Origin of the sequence: Streptomyces spongiae, assembly GCF_009377185.1 — a bacterium.
In the GTDB taxonomy this organism is placed as follows: domain Bacteria; phylum Actinomycetota; class Actinomycetes; order Streptomycetales; family Streptomycetaceae; genus Streptomyces; species Streptomyces spongiae.
Map to the genome: position 1 here is coordinate 14,530 of NZ_VJZC01000051.1, position 17,183 is coordinate 31,712.

Consider the following 17,183-nt stretch of genomic DNA (forward strand, 5'->3'; position numbering starts at 1 on the left):
GAGAACCCGTGCCTGGCTCCGTCCCCGAGGTGCACGCGACCACAATGGGTCGCACCAGCACCGAGGAGAACCACGATGGCCAAGTACCTGCTGCTCAAGCACTACCGGGGCGCCCCGGCCGCGGTCAACGACGTGTCCATGGACAAGTGGACGCCGGAGGAGATCTCGGCCCACGTGCAGTACATGAACGACTTCGCCGCCCGGCTGGAGGAGACCGGTGAGTTCGTCGACGGTCAGGCACTCGCCCCCGAGGGGACGTGGGTCCGGTACGACGGTGAGGGGCGCCCGCCGGTCACCGACGGCCCGTTCGCCGAGACCAAGGACCTCATCGCCGGCTGGATGGTGATCGACGTCGACAGCCACGACCGCGCCGTCGAACTGGCCGGGGAACTGTCGGCCGCCCCCGGGGCAGGCGGGAAGCCGATCCACGAGTGGCTGGAGCTGCGCCCGTTCCTGACCGCGATGCCCACCATCACGGAGTGCCACTGAGGTGAACGAGGTCCTCCTCCGGAGCCTCACGCCGAGCGTGCTCGCCGTCCTCGTCCGCCGCGGAGCCGACTTCGCGGCGGCCGAGGACGCGGTGCAGGACGCGTTGGTCGAGGCGGTCCGCGTCTGGCCGGCCGACCCGCCGCGGGACGCGAAGGGCTGGCTGGTCACCGCGGCCTGGCGCAAGTTCCTCGACGCGACCCGCGCGGACGCCGCCCGCCGTCGGCGTGAGGAGCGCGTGGACGAGGAGCCGCAGCCCGGACCAGCACCCTCGGCGGACGACACGCTCCAGCTCTACTTCCTGTGCGCCCACCCGTCGCTGACGCCGTCGTCCGCGGTCGCCCTCACGCTACGTGCCGTCGGTGGGCTGACCACCCGCCAGATCGCCCAGGCCTACCTCGTGCCCGAGGCGACCATGGCCCAGCGCATCAGCCGGGCCAAGCGCACGGTCTCCGGCGTGCGATTCGACCGGCCCGGCGATGTCGCCACCGTGCTGCGCGTCCTCTACCTGGTCTTCAACGAGGGCTACTCCGGCGACGTCGACCTCGCGGCCGAGGCCATCCGGCTCACCCGGCAGCTCGCGGCCGCCTTCGACCACCCCGAGGTGGCGGGGCTGCTCGCCCTCATGCTGCTCCACCACGCCCGGCGCGCCGCCCGCACCGCACCCGACGGCAGCCTGGTGCCGCTCGCCGAGCAGGACCGCGGCCGGTGGGACACCGGGGCGATCGCCGAAGGCGTCGAGATCCTTCAGGCTGCCCTCGCCCGCGACCGGCTGGGCGAGTTCCAGGCCCAGGCCGCCATCGCGGCACTCCACGCCGACGCGCCCACCGCCGAGGAGACCGACTGGGTGCAGATCGTCGAGTGGTACGACGAACTCGCGCACCTGACCGACAGCCCGGTCGTCCGGCTCAACCGCGCGGTCGCCGTCGGCGAGGCCGACGGCCCGCGCGCCGGCCTGGCGGCACTCGCGGCGCTGGACGCCTCACTGCCCCGCCACACCGCGGTGGCGGCGTACCTTCACGAGCGCGACGGCGACCTGCCGACGGCGGCACGGCTCTACGCCGAGGCGGCCCACAGCGCACCCAACCTCGCCGAGCGCGACCACCTCACGCGTCAGGCAGCCCGACTCAACGCCCGCCGGAGCCGCTGACAGGGCACGCGCGCGGTCGCGCGTATCGATCAGGATTGAAGAAGCCCGGCGATGCCGGCGCGGCTAGCGTGATCGTCATGACCTACCTCACATCCATCACCCTTGAGGTGGCCGACCCCACGGCCGCCGACCGCTTCTACACCGCCGCCTTCGGACTGGGCTCACGGGTGCGTCTGCGGGCTTCCGACGCTCCGACGACCGGCTTCCGCGGGTTCACGCTGTCGATCACCGTGTCCCAGCCGGCCGACGTCAACAGCTTCATCGACTCCGCCCTCGAAGCCGGTGCCACCTCGCTGAAGCCGGCCACGAAGTCCTTCTGGGGCTACGGCGGCGTCGTCCAGGCCCCGGACGGGACGATCTGGAAGGTCGCGACCTCGTCGAAGAAGGACACCGGCCCGGCGACCCGGAAGATCGACGAACTCGTGCTCCTGCTGGGAGTCGAGGACGTGAAGGCGAGCAAGCGGTTCTACGTCGAGCAGGGCCTGGCCGTGGCAAAGAGCTTCGGGGGCAAGTACGTGGAGTTCGCCGCTGCCGAGGCGAGTCCCGTCAAGCTGGCGCTGTACAAGCGCCCTGGCCTGGCCAAGGACGTCGGCGTCCCCGCCGACGGCACCGGATCGCACCGGATCGTGCTCGGTGGCACCGCCGCGTCCTTCACCGACCCGGACGGGTTCGCCTGGGAGGCCACGTCTGTGACCTCCACGTCTTCCTGACCCGCGTGGCGCTTCAGGCCCGTGGCGGCACCAGCCCCCGCCGTACGGCGAACAGCGCGGCCTGGGTGCGTGAGGTGAGCCGGAGTTTGCGCAGCACGTTGCTGACGTGGGTGCGGGCGGTGCGCTCGCTGATCACCAGCTCGTCGGCGATCTGCTGGTTCGAGCGCCCCTCGGCGACGAGGACGAGGACGTCACGTTCACGGCCGGTGAGCGCGGAGAGCCCGGTCGGCGGAGAGACCATCTCCTGGGTGAGTCCCCTGGCCACCGCGGGATCGAGGAAGACCTCGCCCCGGGCGGCGGCGCGGATCGCGGCGACGACCTCGCCCGCCTCGGCATCCTTGAGCAGGTAGCCGGCCGCTCCCTGGGCGAGAGCGGCGTGGACGCGTTCCATCTCGCCGAAGCTGGTGAGCACCACGACCCGTACGTCAGGGTGGCGCTTCTTGATCGCTCCGATCGCCGTCGCCCCGTCCATCTTCGGCATGAGCAGGTCGATCAGCACCACGTCCGGGAGTTCGCGGTGGGCTGCCATCTCGTCCAGCCTGGTGAGCGCCTCCTGCCCGTCGGCGGCCTCCGCGGCCACCTCCATGTCGTCCAGGACCTCGAGATAGGCGCGGATTCCCCGGCGTACGACGGCGTGGTCGTCGACGATCAGGACGCGGATGGGGCGGGGCCCGGTGTCCCGCGCAGGGGCACCGTCCCCGGGGCGCTCCGGAAGCCGTCCGGCTCCGAGGGGGCCTGCTCCGGCACCCGTACGGGGAGGGGTATGACCACGCGCACCGTCGTACCGCTCTTCGCGCCGGACCTGATCCTCATACTGCCGCCCCATCGTTCCGCCCTTTCCCGCATGGTCGTCAGTCCGTAGCCGTGGTCCCAGCCCCGGCCGGCCGTCCGGCCGCCACCGGATGCCGCCAGTCCACGACCGTCGTCGTGGACGCCGGCGGTGAGGGTGTGGTCGCGGACGCCGAGGCGGATGGTGACGGTGGTGGCCTCCGCGTGCTTGACCACGTTGTGGATGGCCTCCGCGGCGATCCGGTACATGTCCTCGGCCAGTTCCGCTTCGACCGTGTCCAGTTCCTGGCCGCACAGCAACCGGAACCGGAGGCCGGTGCGGTTCTCGGTGCTCCTGACCAGGGCGCTCACCGCGTCCTCCAGCCCGAGCCGGGTGGAGGAGGGCGGACGCAGTTCGTGGACCATCGCCCTCAAGTCGGCGAGGACGGTCCGCGAGAGTGCCCCGACCTCGCCCGCGAAGGCCCGCACGGATTCCGCCGGAACCGCTTCACCGCGCGCGCCCAGCACCCCCACGGCGTTGGCCTGCATGCCGATGGAGAACACCTGCTGGACGATCGAGTCGTGCAGGTCGCGGGCGAGGCGCTGGCGCTCGTTCCGGCGCGCTCCCTCGCGCTCGCGCTGGAGCAGCGTGGCGTAGTCGACGGCGAGGGCTGCCTGTTCCGCCATGGCGGCGAGGAACTCCAGGGTCCGCCCGCCGATCTCCTGCCCCGGCGCGAAGTAGGCGTTGAGCACGCCTTCGGCGCGGCCCCGGGCCATCAGCGGAACGCTGACGAAGGAGTCCCAGTTCAGCTCGCCGAGGTAGCCGTGCAGCGGTTCCCAGGCCGGGTCCTCGCGGATCTGGGCCCACCGGTGGGGGACGACGATCGGTGTGCGCTCCTTCAGGGTGTCCAGCATGCACAGCCTGGCGCCCCGGTCTCGGCACTCCAGCAGACGGTCGAGGAACGCGTCCCAGTGGCGCAGTCCCGCCGACCCCATGAGCCGTAGTTCCCGGCCGGTGCTGTCCAGGATGAGGATCTGCGCTCCGGCCAGGCCGTCGGCCTGCACGATCTGCTGTGCCACGGCGTCCAGTGTCGAGCCGAGCGAGCCCTCCGAGGCCAGCGCGATCGACGTCTGGGCCATGGCCGCGATCCTGCGCTGACGGTGCCGTTCGTCGGTCACGTCGCGGAACGACACGACCGTGAACGCCGGGTCCGTCCGCAGACCGCGGGCACGGTAGGCGAACTCGCGCCGGGGTCCGGAGGCCGGTGCCCAGAGGGCGACCCGCTCGTCCGGGTGGTCCACGGTCTCCGACGTCTCCGAGAGCTCAGGGGACTCCTGGGACTCCGGGGGCTTCTCCAGCAGGCCGGTCTTGCCCGCGGCGGTGGCCTCCACGAGCGCGAACGGGGCCCGCACACCGAGCAGGTCCGCCTCCGCCGCCGCCCCGAAGAGCACCACCGCCGCCGGGTTCAGCCGGGCGAACCGGCCCGTGGGGTCCAGTACGGCGAGACCATCCGGCGCGACGACGGCGACATCGTCCCACCCGACGAGCGGTGTACCGGACATGACCGATCTCCTCATCATCGTCCTCGTCGTCCTCGTCGACGAGGGGCGAGCCGGTTGGCGAACGGGGGCGACTCACGGTCGGCGTGCAGCATCGTAGCCCGGTGGATTCGGCGCGGACCTACGTCATTCGACCTGTTCATCGCCAGGTCGAAGCGCCGAGCGGGTTGGGTCATTGCTCGCGTTCCCGCAGGGACTGCCCCTGCTTACGTTGAGGGGGAGCCTGCGGACGAGGAGGTCTGAGGGATGGACGTGTCCATCGGCACGATCTGGGAGGCGGTCTGCCGTGCGCTGCCCGATGCCGTCGCCATCGCGGAACCGGGCCGGGAGACCACCTACGGTGAGTTCGACGAGCGCTCCTCCCGGCTGGCCGCCGCGCTGGAGGAGGCGGGGGTGGGCGAGGGCGACACCGTGGCCTGTTACCTGTTCAACGGGGCCGCCTATCTGGAGACCGTCTTCGCCGCCTTCAAGCTCGGTGCCGTGCCGGTGAACGCCAACTACCGCTACACCGGCGAGGAACTCTCCGAACTCCTCGGCGACGCCGACGCCGCCGCGATCGTGTTCAGCGGAGCCCTGGCCGAGCGGGTCACGCATGCCGCTGGGCACGTCCGCACGCTGAAGCTGCTGGTGAGAGCCGGGGATCCGCCCGGCGACGGTCCGGCCGGACCGGACGTGCCCGAGTGGGAGGAGCTGCTGGCGGGGCACGCGCCACGTGAGCCGCGGCGGCGTCCCGGGTCGGACCGGCTCTTCATGTACACCGGCGGGACCACGGGCAGGCCGAAGGGCGTCGTGTGGCGGCAGAGCGATCTGCTCCACTCCCTGGTGGTCCCGATCTTCCACCCGCTCGGTGTCACCGAACTCCCGGCGACCCTCGACGCGGCCGTGGCCATCGCCACCGGGGCACACCAGGAGGGCCGTGCCCCGACCACCATGCCGGTCGTGCCGCTCATGCACGCCACCGGGCTGTTCAACACCATGGGTGCCCTGATGGTGGGAGGCAGAGCCGTCACCGCCCGGCAGGGCGGTCTCGACCCGGAGCACGTCTGGCACACGATCGCCGAGCGGCGGGTCGACACGGCCATCGTCGCGGGCAACGCGGTGTGCCGGCCGCTCGTCGACGAACTCGTCCGTGCGGAACGGGCCGGAGCGCCGCACGACCTGCGTTCCCTGCGCAGGTTCATCAGCTCCGGAACCGCGCTCAGCGACGCGCTGAAGCGGGCGCTCCACGAGCGTGCCGAGGTCACGGTCGTCGATGCCATCGCGTCGAGCGAAGGGGGGCCTTTCGCCTTCGCGATCACGTCGTCGGTACGGGACCTGCCCGCCCGCTTCTTCCCCGTTCCGGCGACACGGGTGCTCGGCGCCGACGACCGCCCCGTCGAACCCGGCAGCGGCGAGACGGGACACCTCGCCTACCGGGGGCCCATGCCCCTCGGCTACTACAAGGACACCGAGAAGAGCGCGACGACGTTCCGCACCATCGACGGGGTCCGGTACGCCATCCCGGGCGACCTCGCCACGATCGAGGCCGACGGCTCGATCCGGTTCCTCGGCCGCGGCGCCGGCGTGATCAACACCGGAGGGGAGAAGGTACACCCCCAGGAGGTCGAGAACGTCCTGCTGACGCATCCCGCGGTGACCGACTGTGTCGTGGTCGGTGTCCCTGACGCGACCTGGGGAGAACGGGTGGCAGCCGTCGTGGCGGTCCGGCAGGACAGCGCCGTCACGGCTGCGGAACTGCGCGACTGGGTCCGGCGATGCCTCGCCGGCTACAAGGTTCCGCGTTCCGTCGTCCTGACGGACGGCCTCCCCCGGACCCCGACCGGCAAGCTCGAACTCGCCTGGGCCAGGAAGGCCGCCCAGGACTCCGACGCGGGCGACGGATGGTGACCGTCGTGTACGTCCCCGGCGACCGCTCTGTACCTGCCCTCGACCCCAAGGAGCCCCGATGACTCCCGACACCTCCACTCCGACCGCCGGGGCGCTGCTGGTGATCAGCGCGCACGCGGGCGACTTCGTCTGGCGGGCCGGCGGCGCCATGGCGCTGGCAGCCGAACGCGGTCAGCGCGCGAAGGTGCTGTGCCTGAGCTTCGGCGAGCGCGGCGAGTCCGCCAGGGCCTGGCGGGACGGCCTGCGCCTCGACGAGATCAAGGATCTGCGCCGCACCGAGGCCTCGAACGCCGCGGCAGCGCTGGGCGCGGAGATCGAGTTCCTGGACGCCGGGGACTACCCCCTGCTGGAGACACCGGAGTTGGTGGACCGCATCGTGCGCGTCCACCGGGAGGTGAACCCCGCGGTCGTCCTGACCCACACTCTCGCCGACCCCTACAACGGCGACCATCCGGCCGCCGCCCGCATGGCGCTCCAGGCACGCGTCCTCGCTCAGGCGGTCGGCTACGACGCCCCCGGTGAACCGCTCGGCGCTCCCCCGGTGTTCTTCTTCGAGCCGCACCAGCCCGAGCAGTGCGACTTCAAGCCGAACGTCCTGCTGGACATCACCTCCGTGTTCGACAGGAAGCGCAAGGCCATGGAGTGTCTGCCCGCCCAGCAGCACATGTGGGACTACTACACCGACCTGGCCAAGCGGCGCGGCGTACAGCTCAAGCGGAACGCCGGCCCCAACCTCGGCCTCTCGCACGGGACGATGGCAGAGGCGTACGTGCGGCTCTACCCGCAGACCACGGACGTACTGGCGTGACGGCGCGGAGCGGGACGGCTGCCCGTGGGGCCACGCACGTCTGGGTTCCCTTCCGGGAGACGGCCCTTTACGTGGCCTTCGCGGATGACGCGGGTCTCACGGACGACACGAAGCTGTTGGACAACGCCGTCCCCCAGGGTGACATCACGCGCGACGACCGCTACGGCGCACCGATGTGGCGCATCGACGCCCAGCGGCTGCACGCCGTGGTGGAAGCGCTGTGGAACGAGGACCACCAAGTGCGGGTCCATCTCGACCAGGAGCCGAACCCCGCACGGGAGCCGACCGTGACGAGCCCCCCAACCACAGCCCCCGCCTCGTCACGGCACGGTGCCGCGTACGAGGGCACCGTCACCGTACTGTCCCGGCGAACGGTCGCCGACGGTGTCCTGTCACTGGAGCTCGCCCCAGGCTCCGGCGAACCGCTGCCGCCCTGGCAACCGGGAGCGCACATCGACGTCGTGCTGCCCACGGGTGTCACCCGGCAGTACTCGTTGTGCGGCCCGGCGGAGCTCAGGGACCGCTGGCGCGTCGCGGTGCTGCGGGAGCCCGACGGGCGCGGCGGTTCGCGGTGGATCCACGACAACGTCCGTGAAGGCACCCGGCTGCGGGTACGGGGACCGCGAAACCACTTCCCGCTGCGGCCCGCCCGGCGGTACCTGTTCGTCGGCGGCGGCATCGGCATCACCCCGCTGCTCCCGATGACGGCCGCGGCGGAGGCGGCCGGCGCCGAGTGGTCGCTCCTCTACGGCGGCCGGACACACGCGTCCATGGCGTTCCTGCCCGAACTCGCGGGCTACGGCGACCGGGTGACCGTACGGCCGCAGGACCGGTACGGGCTGCTGGACCTCGCCGGTTTCCTGGGCGAGCCCGATCCGTCCGCCCTGGTGTACTGCTGCGGCCCGGCGGGGCTGATCGACGCGGTCGAGGCACACTGCGCGGACTGGCCGCCGGGCTCCCTGAACGTGGAGCGGTTCGCCGCCGCGGCCGGCGAGCAGCCCGCCGTGGAGGAGGGCGAGCAGCCGATCGAGGTGGAACTCCGGGCGTCCGGGATGACGCTGACCGTGCCGCCGGAGCAGTCGGTCCTCAGGGCCGTCGAGGAAGCGGGTGTCCCGGTCCTGTCCTCCTGCGAGGAGGGCATCTGCGGTTCCTGCGAGACCGCCGTCGTCGAGGGCGAGGTCGACCACCGCGACTCCCTGCTCACCGACGAGGAGCGGGCCGCGGGCGACACGATGCTCATCTGCGTCTCCCGGGCACGCGGTGCCCGCCTGGTCCTGGACCTCTGAACCCGCGACGCCGAAGGGAAACGACCCGTCATGACACAGCACGTGCGCAACGGCTGGTACCTGGGAGCCTGGTCCGACGAGATCGACCGGACGCTCACACGGCGCTGGATCACCGACATCCCGGTGCTGTTCTACCGACTGCCCGGCGAGACCGTGACCGCCGTCGAGGACCGCTGCCCCCACCGCAAGTACCCGCTGTCCCTGGGCCACCTCGACGACGAGGGCGTCCTCCAGTGCGACTACCACGGCTACCGTTTCGACGGCCGGGGCATGTGCGTCGGGGTCGCCGAGCAGGCCGACCGGCCCAGGGCCACGCTGCGACGGTTCCCGCTGGTCGAGCGGGACGGAGCGATATGGATCTGGCCCGGGAGCCCCGAACTGGCCGACGAGAGCCTGCTGCCCGACACCTCGTGGCTGACCGACCCGGGCTGGACCCAGGTGCACGGTGTCGTCCCGCTGAAGGCACGGCACCTGCTGCTCCTGGAGAACCTGCTCGACCTCACCCACGAGACGTTCCTGCACCCGACGAGCATCGGCAACGCGGCCGTCGCGGCCACCCCGATCGACGTCACCGTGGACGGCGACCGCGTCAGCTTCAGCCGCCGCATGATCGGCATCCAGGCTCCCCCGTTCTATGAGAAGTCCTGCGGACTGACCTCCCCGGTGGACCGCTGGCAGGACGGCGACTTCTACCCGCCGGGCATCTTCGTCCTCAACATCCGCGTCGCGGCCACCGGCACCGAGGAACCGGACGGCTTCCACATGAAGGTGCTGTACGGGCTGACGCCGGCGCACGGCAACGAGACGCACGACTTCTACGCGCTGGGCCGCGACTACCTCACCGACGACGAGGAGCTGACGAAGTTCCAGCACGAGCAGCAGCTCGCGGTGATGCAGGAGGACGTCGACGCGCTGGAGGCACAGGAGGTCATGTACGCCACCGATCCGGGCGGTGTGGCCGAGTCGAGCATCAGGTCCGACCTCGCGGCCCTGCGTGGACGCCGTGTGCTGGCGAAGATGCTGGCCCGCGAACAGCGGGACGACAGCCCGCGGCGCGGCGGGGTGTCCGCATGAGCGTCTTCGTCCTGCTGCACGGGGCCTGGCACGGCGGCTGGGTGTGGCAGCGCGTGGCGCCGCTGCTGCGTACGGCCGGGCACGAGGTGCACACGCCCACGCTGACCGGTGTGAGCGACCGCGCCCATCTGCTCCATCCGCAGGTCGGTCTCGGCACGCATGTCCAGGACGTCGTGGCGCTGGTCGAGGCCCACGACCTCAGGGATGTCGTGCTCGTCGGGCACAGTTACGCCGGCCAGGTCGTCACCGGGGTCGCGGACCGGATACCGGAGCGGGTGGCGAAGCGCGTGTACCTGGACGCCTTCGTCGGCGAGGACGGGGACGCGGCGATCGACCTGCTTCCCACCACCGTCGCCGCCCACTACCGGGAGTCGGTGTCCGGACCCGGGTTCGGCTGGCTCATCCCGGTGCGCTCGCTGAGCGTGCTCGGTGTCGAGGACCAGGCGGACCTGGACTGGCTGGGCCCCCGGCTGACCCCGCATCCGTGGCTGACTTACAGCAAGCCGCTGCGGCTCACCGGCAAGGCGGACCATGTCCCCGGCGCCTTCGTCGAATGCACCGACTGGATGCGGGTGTTCACCCCGCACGCGGAACGGGCCGCCGCCCGCGGCTGGCCGGTCCACGAGATCGCCACCGGCCACGAGGCCATGGTCACCGCGCCCGGCGAACTGGCCGGACTCCTGCTGGAGATCGCGTCGGCCTGACCCCGGCCGGGCCACCCGTACCGGCACGTGTACGAGCCCGACACTCACCGTTCTTCCGTCCGAGCCCCCGAAGGAACCCGGCATGGAATTCCTCGTCCGCACCGAGAACAAGCTGCCCGTGGACACTCCCGACGACATCCGTGAGGGGTTGCGCAAGGCCGAGCGCGAGCGAGCGCGGGAGCTCCGCGAGGCGGGCCTCCTCAAACGGCTGTGGCGGGTACCGGGCCGCAACGCCACCGTCGGCCTGTACGAGGCCGCCGACCCGGCGGAGCTGCACGACGCGCTGGTCTCCCTGCCGATGTGGAAGTGGATGGACATCACCGTGGAGGCGCTCGCCACCCACCCGCAGGAGAGGGCGCGATGACCGGCACCACGCCCAAGGTTCCCGGTACCTACGTCTTCGACGCCGCCGAGAGCCGCCGCGGCCGAGCCCTGAACCGGCTCTGCGGTTCTCTGAAGGATCCCGGGAACCGCGCGAGGTTCACCGCGGACGAAGCGGCGTACTGCGACGCGTACGGGCTCACGGCACAGCAACGGGACGCCGTCCTGCGGCGGGACTGGAACCGGATGATGGAACTCGGTGGCTCCATCTTCTACGTCTTCAAGCTCGCCGTCCTCGACGGGAAGTCCATGCAGTACCTGGGTGGGGTGTTCACCGGCATGACCACCGAGGAGTTCACGGAGGCGCTCAGGGCGGGAGGGCGGAGCTTTGGCTGAGGTGATCTGGGGACTGGCCACCTCGCACGTACCGTCGATCGGTGCGGCCATGGACCGGGGGAAGACCCAGGACCCCTACTGGAAACCGCTGTTCGACGGGTACGCGCCGGCGCGGGAGTGGATGGCCCGGCACACCCCCGATGTCGCGGTCGTCGTCTACAACGACCACGCCAACGCCCTCGACCTGAGTGCCACCCCGACTTTCGCGATCGGCACCGCGCCGTCGTACCCGGTGGCCGACGAAGGGTGGGGCAGCCGCCCCGTACCGGCCGTCACCGGCGCCCCCGAGTTCTCCGACCACCTCGTCGAGAGCCTGATCGACGCCTCCTTCGACCTCACCGTCTACCAGGAACTCGATGTCGACCACGGCCTGACCGTCCCGCTGTCGGTGTACTGCCCGGACCCCGGTGACCGCTGGCCGTGCGCGGTGGTGCCTCTCCTGGTCAACGTCATCCAGTACCCGCAGCCGACCGCCGCCCGGTGCCTCGCCCTCGGCCACGCGCTCGGTGAGGCGATCCGCGGTTACCCCGGGGACCTCAAGGTCGCCGTGTTCGGCACCGGCGGCATGTCCCACCAACTGGCGGGCGCCCGGGCGGGACTGATCAACCAGGACTTCGACCGGATGTTCCTCGACGCGATCGAGCACGCCCCGGAGAAGCTGGCCTCGCTGACACGCGAGGAGTACATCCGCGAGGCAGGCTCCGAGGGCATCGAACTCGTCATGTGGCTGATCATGCGCGGCGCCCTGGGGCCACGCATCCGCCGGGTGCACGAGACCTACCACGTACCGGCGTCGAACACGGCGGCTGGGATGGTGCTGTTCGAGAACCTGAGGACGTGAGACACGGCGTGGTGGTTGATGACGGACCGCTCGTGCACCGTTCTCAGCCCAGAAACGCCGCCGCGGCCTGTTCGGCGTCGTAGGAGTACAGCCACGCATTGTGCCCCAAGGGGTCCTCGGCGGCGAAGGCCCGGTCACGTTCGCGCTGCTCAGGACCGTCCGGCAGGTGGTTGTGGACGAGCCTGCCCCGGCTTGCCTCCTGCACCCGTGTCGCCCTGGGCAGGCGCAGGCGCTCGTACGTCGCCAGTGCCGAGGGCGGATCGGTGCTCCTGTCGGCCAGGCAGGCGGCCAGCACGGCGGCGTCCTCGATGGCCTGACCGGCACCCTGGGCGTAGAAGGGCAGCATGGCGTGGGCGGCGTCCCCCAGCAGGGCCAGACGGCCGCTGACCCACGTCGTCAGAGGGGCGCGGTCCAGGACGGACCACCGTCCGACCCGCTCGGCGGCCCCGATCAGCGCCGTGAGCCCCGGATCCCATGCGGCGAACTCCGCGGCGAAGTCCTCGACCCGCCCTTCGGCGGACCACGACTCCACATCGGTCGCCCGCACGGGGCTGAACGCCACCAGGTTCACCAGCCGCCCGCTCGACACCGGGTAGTGGACGACATGGCGACCGTGCCCCAGCCACAGGGTCATCACCGGCCGGCGGGCGGGCTCGGGAGCGGCGTCCACGTCGACCAGCGCACGCCAGGCGCACACCCCCGTCTGCCGCGGTCGGCCCACCTGCGTGACATACCCCCGCAGCATGGAATGGATCCCGTCGGCGGCGACCACGACATCAGCTCGGACGGCCGAGCCGTCGGCGAAGTCCACGGTGGCGCCGTCGTCGTCCTGCGTGAACCCGACACAGCGCCGACCGAGCCGGACCAGGTCCGCGGGCAGCACCGAGCACAGCACCTCGAGCAGGTCGGCACGGTGCAGGGTCCAGGTGTGCTCGCCGTAGCGCTGCCGGCACGCCTCGCCCAGCTCCTGCGAGAACAGTTCCGCGCCGTCGGCCCAGCGCCGGAACTCCCAGCCGCGCTGCAACGCGACACCGACGTCGTCGAGTGTGGTCGGCGGATCGAGCCGGCGCAGCAGCCGAGCCGCGTTGGGAGCCACGACCAGTCCGGCTCCGACCTCGCGCAGCTCACGCGCCTGCTCGAACACCTCGACGGACAGGCCCGCTCGGCGGACGAAGGCCGCCGTGGTGAGTCCGCCGATACCGCCACCGATCACGGCGACCTGTACCCGCCGATCCGCACGCTCTGTCATCCGCCGGCCTCCTGGTCCCTTCGGCGCTGCGGGCAGCACCATGTATCCCACCTGACGGCACGTCACGTACCAATGGAACGAGCGGTGTGGCGTCGCCGTCCAGGGGCCGAACGGATGGGCCCGCGCCGAGTCCGCGTCATACCTGAGAGGTATCGGCGCAGGTCGTCCGAGTGGTACCGCGGTACCACAGGGGTCTCGAAGATTCCCCCGCGGTCCCAGGGCTTCGACCGGCCCCGCTCGTAGCTTCGTATGCAGATGCCGCGGTGCTTCCGCGGCCGTTGTCGAGGCGAGAGAGGCCCATTCCGATGATCGAGGCGCGTGAGCTGACGAAGCGGTACGGGGACAAGACGGTGGTCGATCACTTGAGTTTCACCGTGAAGCCGGGTGAGGTGACCGGCTTCCTGGGCCCCAACGGCGCGGGCAAGTCCACCACCATGCGCATGATCATCGGCCTGGACTCCCCCACCGCCGGTTCGGTCACCGTCAACGGGCGCTCCTACTCCCGACACAGCGCGCCGTTGCAGGAGATCGGCACGCTGCTGGAGGCCAAGTCCGTCCACCCCGGGCGCAGCGCGGTCAACCACCTGATGGCGCTGGCGCACACGCACGGTATCCCGCGCAGCCGGGTGGAGGAGGTCATCGAGCTGGCCGGGCTGACCAGCGTGGCCACCAAGCGTGTGGGCGCCTTCTCGCTCGGCATGGGCCAGCGGCTCGGCATCGCCTCCGCGCTCCTGGGCGATCCGGGGATCATCATGCTCGACGAGCCGGTCAACGGCCTCGACCCCGAGGGCGTGCTGTGGGTGCGCAACCTCCTGCGGCGGCTGGCCGAGGAGGGCAGGGCCGTGATGCTCTCCTCGCACCTGATGAGCGAGACCGCGCTGATCGCCGACCACCTGGTGATCATCGGAAGGGGCCGGCTCCTCGCGGACACCACCGTCGAGGACTTCACCCAGGAGGCCGGCGGCGGCGGGGTGAAGGTCGCCAGCACCGAGGCCGTGCGGCTGCGGTCGCTGCTGGCCGGCCCGGACGTCACCATCACCTCCTCCTCGGAGGAGGAGCTGCTGGTCACCGGACGCGACACCCGGCAGATCGGGGCGATCGCCGCCCAGCACGGGGTGGCGCTGTACGAACTCACCCCCCAGTCCGTCTCCCTGGAGGCGGCCTTCATGGACCTCACCCGCGACGCCGTCGAGTACCAGAGCGCACCCGCCGACACCGAACGAAAGGCCGCCTGAGATGCCCGCCACCGCACTGCGGCGCAAGCAGCGCCCGGACCAGCCCCGCACCCTCTCCGCGGCACCCGATCCCCAGACCTCCAGGGCGAGTTACAAAGTCACCGGCATCCGCGTCCTGCGCTCGGAATGGGCCAAGTTCTGGACGCTGCGCTCCACCTGGATCACCCTGGCCGTCGCCGTCGTCCTGCTGGTCCTCTTCGGCGCGATCGCCTCCTACACCTACAGCCCCGACGCCATCGCCAGTGACGGGCCGCCCGGGCCGGGCTCCGGCGGCGACAGTGACGCGGTCAGCCTGGCCCTGACCGGCGTGACCTTCGCGTCCCTGGCCATCGGAGTGCTCGGAGTCCTGCTGGCCGCCGGCGAGTACAGCACCGGCATGATCCGCTCCAGCCTCGCCGCCGTTCCCCGACGCCTGCCCGTCCTGTGGTCCAAGGCCGCCGTGATCGGGCCCATCGCCCTCGTCCTCACCACCCTCGGTGCCCTCGCCGCCTTCCAGCTGGGCACCCCGGGCCTGGACGGCGAGAAGATCTCACTCGCCCTGAGCGACGACGGAGTCCTGCGCAGCCTGGCCGGCGCCGGTCTCTACCTCGGCCTGGTCGCCATCTTCGGCGTGGCCCTCGGCATACTCCTGCGCTCCTCCGCCGGCGCCATCGCAGCCCTGGTCGGCGTCCTGCTGATCCTCCCCGGTCTCGCCTCACTGCTGCCCGACTCCTGGTACGACACCCTCAGCCCCTACTTCCCCAGCAACGCCGGCTCAGCCATCTATGCCCTCCACGAGTCCTCGGACGCCCTCTCCCCCGGAGCCGGGCTCGCGGTCTTCGCCGGCTGGGTGGCGCTGACCCTCATCGGCGCGGCCTACCGACTCCGCAAGACGGACGCCTGACCAGCGAGCCGAGGACAATGAGGTCCATGAGTCCGGAACGCGCGGCGGCCGCCGCGGACACCACCCGGGGGACGGCGCTCCCGCCGTCCCCCGGGATCGACGCCGCCTTGGCGCACCCGCTCCTGGGCCGTCTGCTGCGCGGCCAGAGCCGTCGGCAGCGGCTGGACCGCCGGCATCCGTGGCTGCTCGACACCGCGGTGGTCCTGCTCGTACTCGCCATCAGCCTGCCGGACCTGCTCACCAGCGACAGTCATGGCCCGTTCGGGGAGACGGGCAACGGCGACCAGTTGCCGATCGGAGTCCTGTTCGTCCTGGCCGCCGGGCAGATCGTGCCGCTGTGGTGGCGCCGCAGGGCCCCGGCCGTCACGTTCTTCGTGATCGCGTCGGTGTCCCTGGTCCAGTGGTCGCTGGGCGTCTGGCAGCAGGCCGGCATCAGTACGCTGGTCGCCCTGTACAGCCTGGCCCTGCACGGTTCGCTGCGGGTGCTGGGCTGGGCCGCCGCGCTGACGTTCGCCGAACTGATCCTGGCCGTCTGCGTCCTGATGGATGTCGAGCACTGGCTGCTCGGTCTCTTCTTCCTGCTGGGGACGACGACGGCGGCCATCGCCGTCGGACTGACACTCCGGATCCGCCGGATGTACCTGGCGGCGCTGGAGGACCGCGCCAGACGTCTGGAGATCGAGCACGACCAACGTGCCCAGCTCACCGCCGCCGCCGAACGCTCCCGGGTCGCCCGCGAAATGCACGACATCGTCGGCCACAACCTCTCCGTCATGGTCAGCGTCGCCGACGGGGCCGCGACCCTCGCCACCAACAGGAACGAGCAGTCCGCCGAGGCGCTGCGCATCCTCGGCGACACCGGCCGCCAGGCCATGAGCGAACTCCGACGCGTGCTGGGCGTCCTGCGCGAGGAGCACCAGGACGACGTACGGATGCTCAGCCCGCAGCCGGGGGTCCGTGATCTGGATCCCCTGCTGGCGCGGGTCCGGGCGGCAGGGCTGAGGGTGGCCTACCGGACCGTGGGCGATCTCGACTCGCTGAGCAGTGGTGTGCAGCTCACCGTGTACCGCATCGTCCAGGAAGCCCTGACCAACACCCTCAAGCACGCCGGCACAGGCTCCACCGCCGAGGTCACGGTGGCCACCGACGCCGGCACCGTCCACATCCGCGTCTCCGACACCGGCGCCCCACCCGGAGCACCCGCGCAGGCCCAGCCGGAGCCGGGCACCGGCCACACCGGGCACGGCCTGGTCGGCATCCGTCAGCGGGCGGCCATGTACGCCGGCACCGTCACCATCGGCCCACGCGACACCGGACACGGCTGGCTCGTGGACGTGATACTCAACGTGCCGTCCACACCGTCCCCGTCGGCACCGGGAGAACACCTGCCATGACCACCGTCCTGATCGCCGACGACCAGCCCCTGCAACGCATGGGCTTCCGCATGCTCATCGAAGGCACCCCCGGCCTCACCCCGGTCGGCGAAGCCGCACACGGAGCCGAGGCCGTCCGCCTGGCCGCCGAACTACGACCGGACGTCGTCCTCATGGACATCCGGATGCCCGGCATGGACGGCCTCGAAGCAACCCGCCAGATCGTCGCAACCGGCGGCCGCACCCACGTCCTCATCGTCACCACCTTCGACCTCGACGAGTACGCCTACGAAGGGCTGCGCGCCGGCGCCAGCGGCTTCCTGCTCAAGGACGCGCGCCCCGAGGAACTCGTCGCCGGCATCCACGCCGTCGCCACCGGCGACGCCGTCGTGGCCCCCCGCCTGACCCGCCGCCTGCTCGACGCCTACGCCCACCAGGTCCTCGCGCCGTCC

Annotated in this window: 18 protein-coding genes; 15 read left to right on the forward strand and 3 right to left on the reverse strand. The window is 71.4% G+C overall.

All coding sequences use genetic code 11. The features are described 5' to 3' along the window. The first annotated feature begins 75 nt into the window (after window positions 1-75). The 3 genes from FNH08_RS10795 (at window position 76) to FNH08_RS10805 (ending at window position 2,346) form a co-directional block, all read left to right on the forward strand. The gene (locus FNH08_RS10795) at window positions 76-489 is read left to right on the forward strand and encodes a YciI family protein (protein WP_152771230.1); all 414 of its coding nucleotides are present in this window, start codon (window positions 76-78) and stop codon (window positions 487-489) included. 1 nt (window position 490) lies between these two features. Next, the gene (locus FNH08_RS10800; protein ID WP_322724198.1) at window positions 491-1,636 is read left to right on the forward strand and encodes an RNA polymerase sigma factor; all 1,146 of its coding nucleotides are present in this window, start codon (window positions 491-493) and stop codon (window positions 1,634-1,636) included. 77 nt (window positions 1,637-1,713) lie between these two features. After that, on the forward strand, window positions 1,714-2,346 hold the full coding sequence (locus tag FNH08_RS10805; protein ID WP_152771231.1) for a VOC family protein: 633 nt from the start codon (window positions 1,714-1,716) through the stop codon (window positions 2,344-2,346). Between the two features lie 13 nt (window positions 2,347-2,359). Here the strand turns inward: FNH08_RS10805 and FNH08_RS10810 are convergent, their stop codons facing one another. Further along, window positions 2,360-3,007, reverse strand: coding sequence for a response regulator transcription factor (locus FNH08_RS10810; RefSeq protein WP_322724201.1), 648 nt, complete (start codon window positions 3,005-3,007; stop codon window positions 2,360-2,362). Next, complete coding sequence (locus tag FNH08_RS10815) at window positions 2,995-4,677, reverse strand: PAS domain-containing sensor histidine kinase (protein ID WP_152771232.1); 1,683 nt, start codon at window positions 4,675-4,677, stop codon at window positions 2,995-2,997. The genes FNH08_RS10810 and FNH08_RS10815 overlap by 13 nt, the downstream gene beginning before the upstream one ends. Before the next feature lie 243 nt (window positions 4,678-4,920). Here FNH08_RS10815 and FNH08_RS10820 point away from each other — a divergent pair, with 243 nt between their 5' ends. The 8 genes from FNH08_RS10820 (at window position 4,921) to FNH08_RS10855 (ending at window position 11,991) form a co-directional block, all read left to right on the forward strand. Then, window positions 4,921-6,561 carry an AMP-binding protein gene (locus FNH08_RS10820; RefSeq protein ID WP_152771233.1) on the forward strand — a complete coding sequence of 547 codons (1,641 nt, stop codon included), beginning with the start codon at window positions 4,921-4,923 and terminating at the stop codon, window positions 6,559-6,561. Window positions 6,562-6,619: 58 nt separating this feature from the next. Beyond that, the gene (locus tag FNH08_RS10825) at window positions 6,620-7,369 is read left to right on the forward strand and encodes a PIG-L deacetylase family protein (RefSeq protein WP_152771234.1); all 750 of its coding nucleotides are present in this window, start codon (window positions 6,620-6,622) and stop codon (window positions 7,367-7,369) included. A 287-nt stretch (window positions 7,370-7,656) separates the two neighbouring features. Further along, window positions 7,657-8,655: a PDR/VanB family oxidoreductase gene (locus tag FNH08_RS10830; protein ID WP_407704352.1), complete on the forward strand. Its 999-nt coding sequence runs from the start codon at window positions 7,657-7,659 to the stop codon at window positions 8,653-8,655. A 30-nt stretch (window positions 8,656-8,685) separates the two neighbouring features. Further along, on the forward strand, window positions 8,686-9,729 hold the full coding sequence (locus FNH08_RS10835) for an aromatic ring-hydroxylating dioxygenase subunit alpha (RefSeq protein ID WP_152771235.1): 1,044 nt from the start codon (window positions 8,686-8,688) through the stop codon (window positions 9,727-9,729). Continuing rightward, window positions 9,726-10,433: an alpha/beta fold hydrolase gene (locus FNH08_RS10840; protein ID WP_152771236.1), complete on the forward strand. Its 708-nt coding sequence runs from the start codon at window positions 9,726-9,728 to the stop codon at window positions 10,431-10,433. The genes FNH08_RS10835 and FNH08_RS10840 overlap by 4 nt, the downstream gene beginning before the upstream one ends. An 82-nt stretch (window positions 10,434-10,515) precedes the next feature. Then, entirely contained in the window at window positions 10,516-10,797 is a 282-nt protein-coding gene (locus FNH08_RS10845; protein WP_152771237.1) for a muconolactone Delta-isomerase family protein, read from the forward strand. After that, window positions 10,794-11,150, forward strand: coding sequence for a protocatechuate 4,5-dioxygenase subunit alpha (ligA, locus tag FNH08_RS10850; RefSeq protein ID WP_152771238.1), 357 nt, complete (start codon window positions 10,794-10,796; stop codon window positions 11,148-11,150). Before FNH08_RS10845 ends, ligA begins: the two co-directional genes overlap by 4 nt. 1 nt (window position 11,151) lies before the next feature. Further along, window positions 11,152-11,991, forward strand: coding sequence for a class III extradiol dioxygenase subunit beta (locus FNH08_RS10855; RefSeq protein WP_322724202.1), 840 nt, complete (start codon window positions 11,152-11,154; stop codon window positions 11,989-11,991). A 43-nt stretch (window positions 11,992-12,034) separates the two neighbouring features. On the opposite strand, the gene FNH08_RS10860 is transcribed toward FNH08_RS10855, so the two are convergent. Then, window positions 12,035-13,240, reverse strand: coding sequence for an FAD-dependent monooxygenase (locus FNH08_RS10860; RefSeq protein WP_152771240.1), 1,206 nt, complete (start codon window positions 13,238-13,240; stop codon window positions 12,035-12,037). 305 nt (window positions 13,241-13,545) lie between these two features. On the opposite strand from FNH08_RS10860, the gene FNH08_RS10865 reads away from it, so the two are divergent. The 4 genes from FNH08_RS10865 to FNH08_RS10880 all read left to right on the forward strand — a co-directional run. Beyond that, window positions 13,546-14,475: an ABC transporter ATP-binding protein gene (locus FNH08_RS10865; RefSeq protein WP_152771241.1), complete on the forward strand. Its 930-nt coding sequence runs from the start codon at window positions 13,546-13,548 to the stop codon at window positions 14,473-14,475. Between the two features lies 1 nt (window position 14,476). Beyond that, window positions 14,477-15,358: an ABC transporter permease gene (locus tag FNH08_RS10870; RefSeq protein ID WP_152771242.1), complete on the forward strand. Its 882-nt coding sequence runs from the start codon at window positions 14,477-14,479 to the stop codon at window positions 15,356-15,358. A gap of 26 nt (window positions 15,359-15,384) precedes the next feature. Further along, complete coding sequence (locus FNH08_RS10875) at window positions 15,385-16,752, forward strand: sensor histidine kinase (protein ID WP_152771243.1); 1,368 nt, start codon at window positions 15,385-15,387, stop codon at window positions 16,750-16,752. Further along, on the forward strand, window positions 16,749-17,183 hold a 435-nt coding region (locus tag FNH08_RS10880), incomplete at its 3' end, for a response regulator (RefSeq protein ID WP_152771244.1). The genes FNH08_RS10875 and FNH08_RS10880, both read left to right, overlap by 4 nt.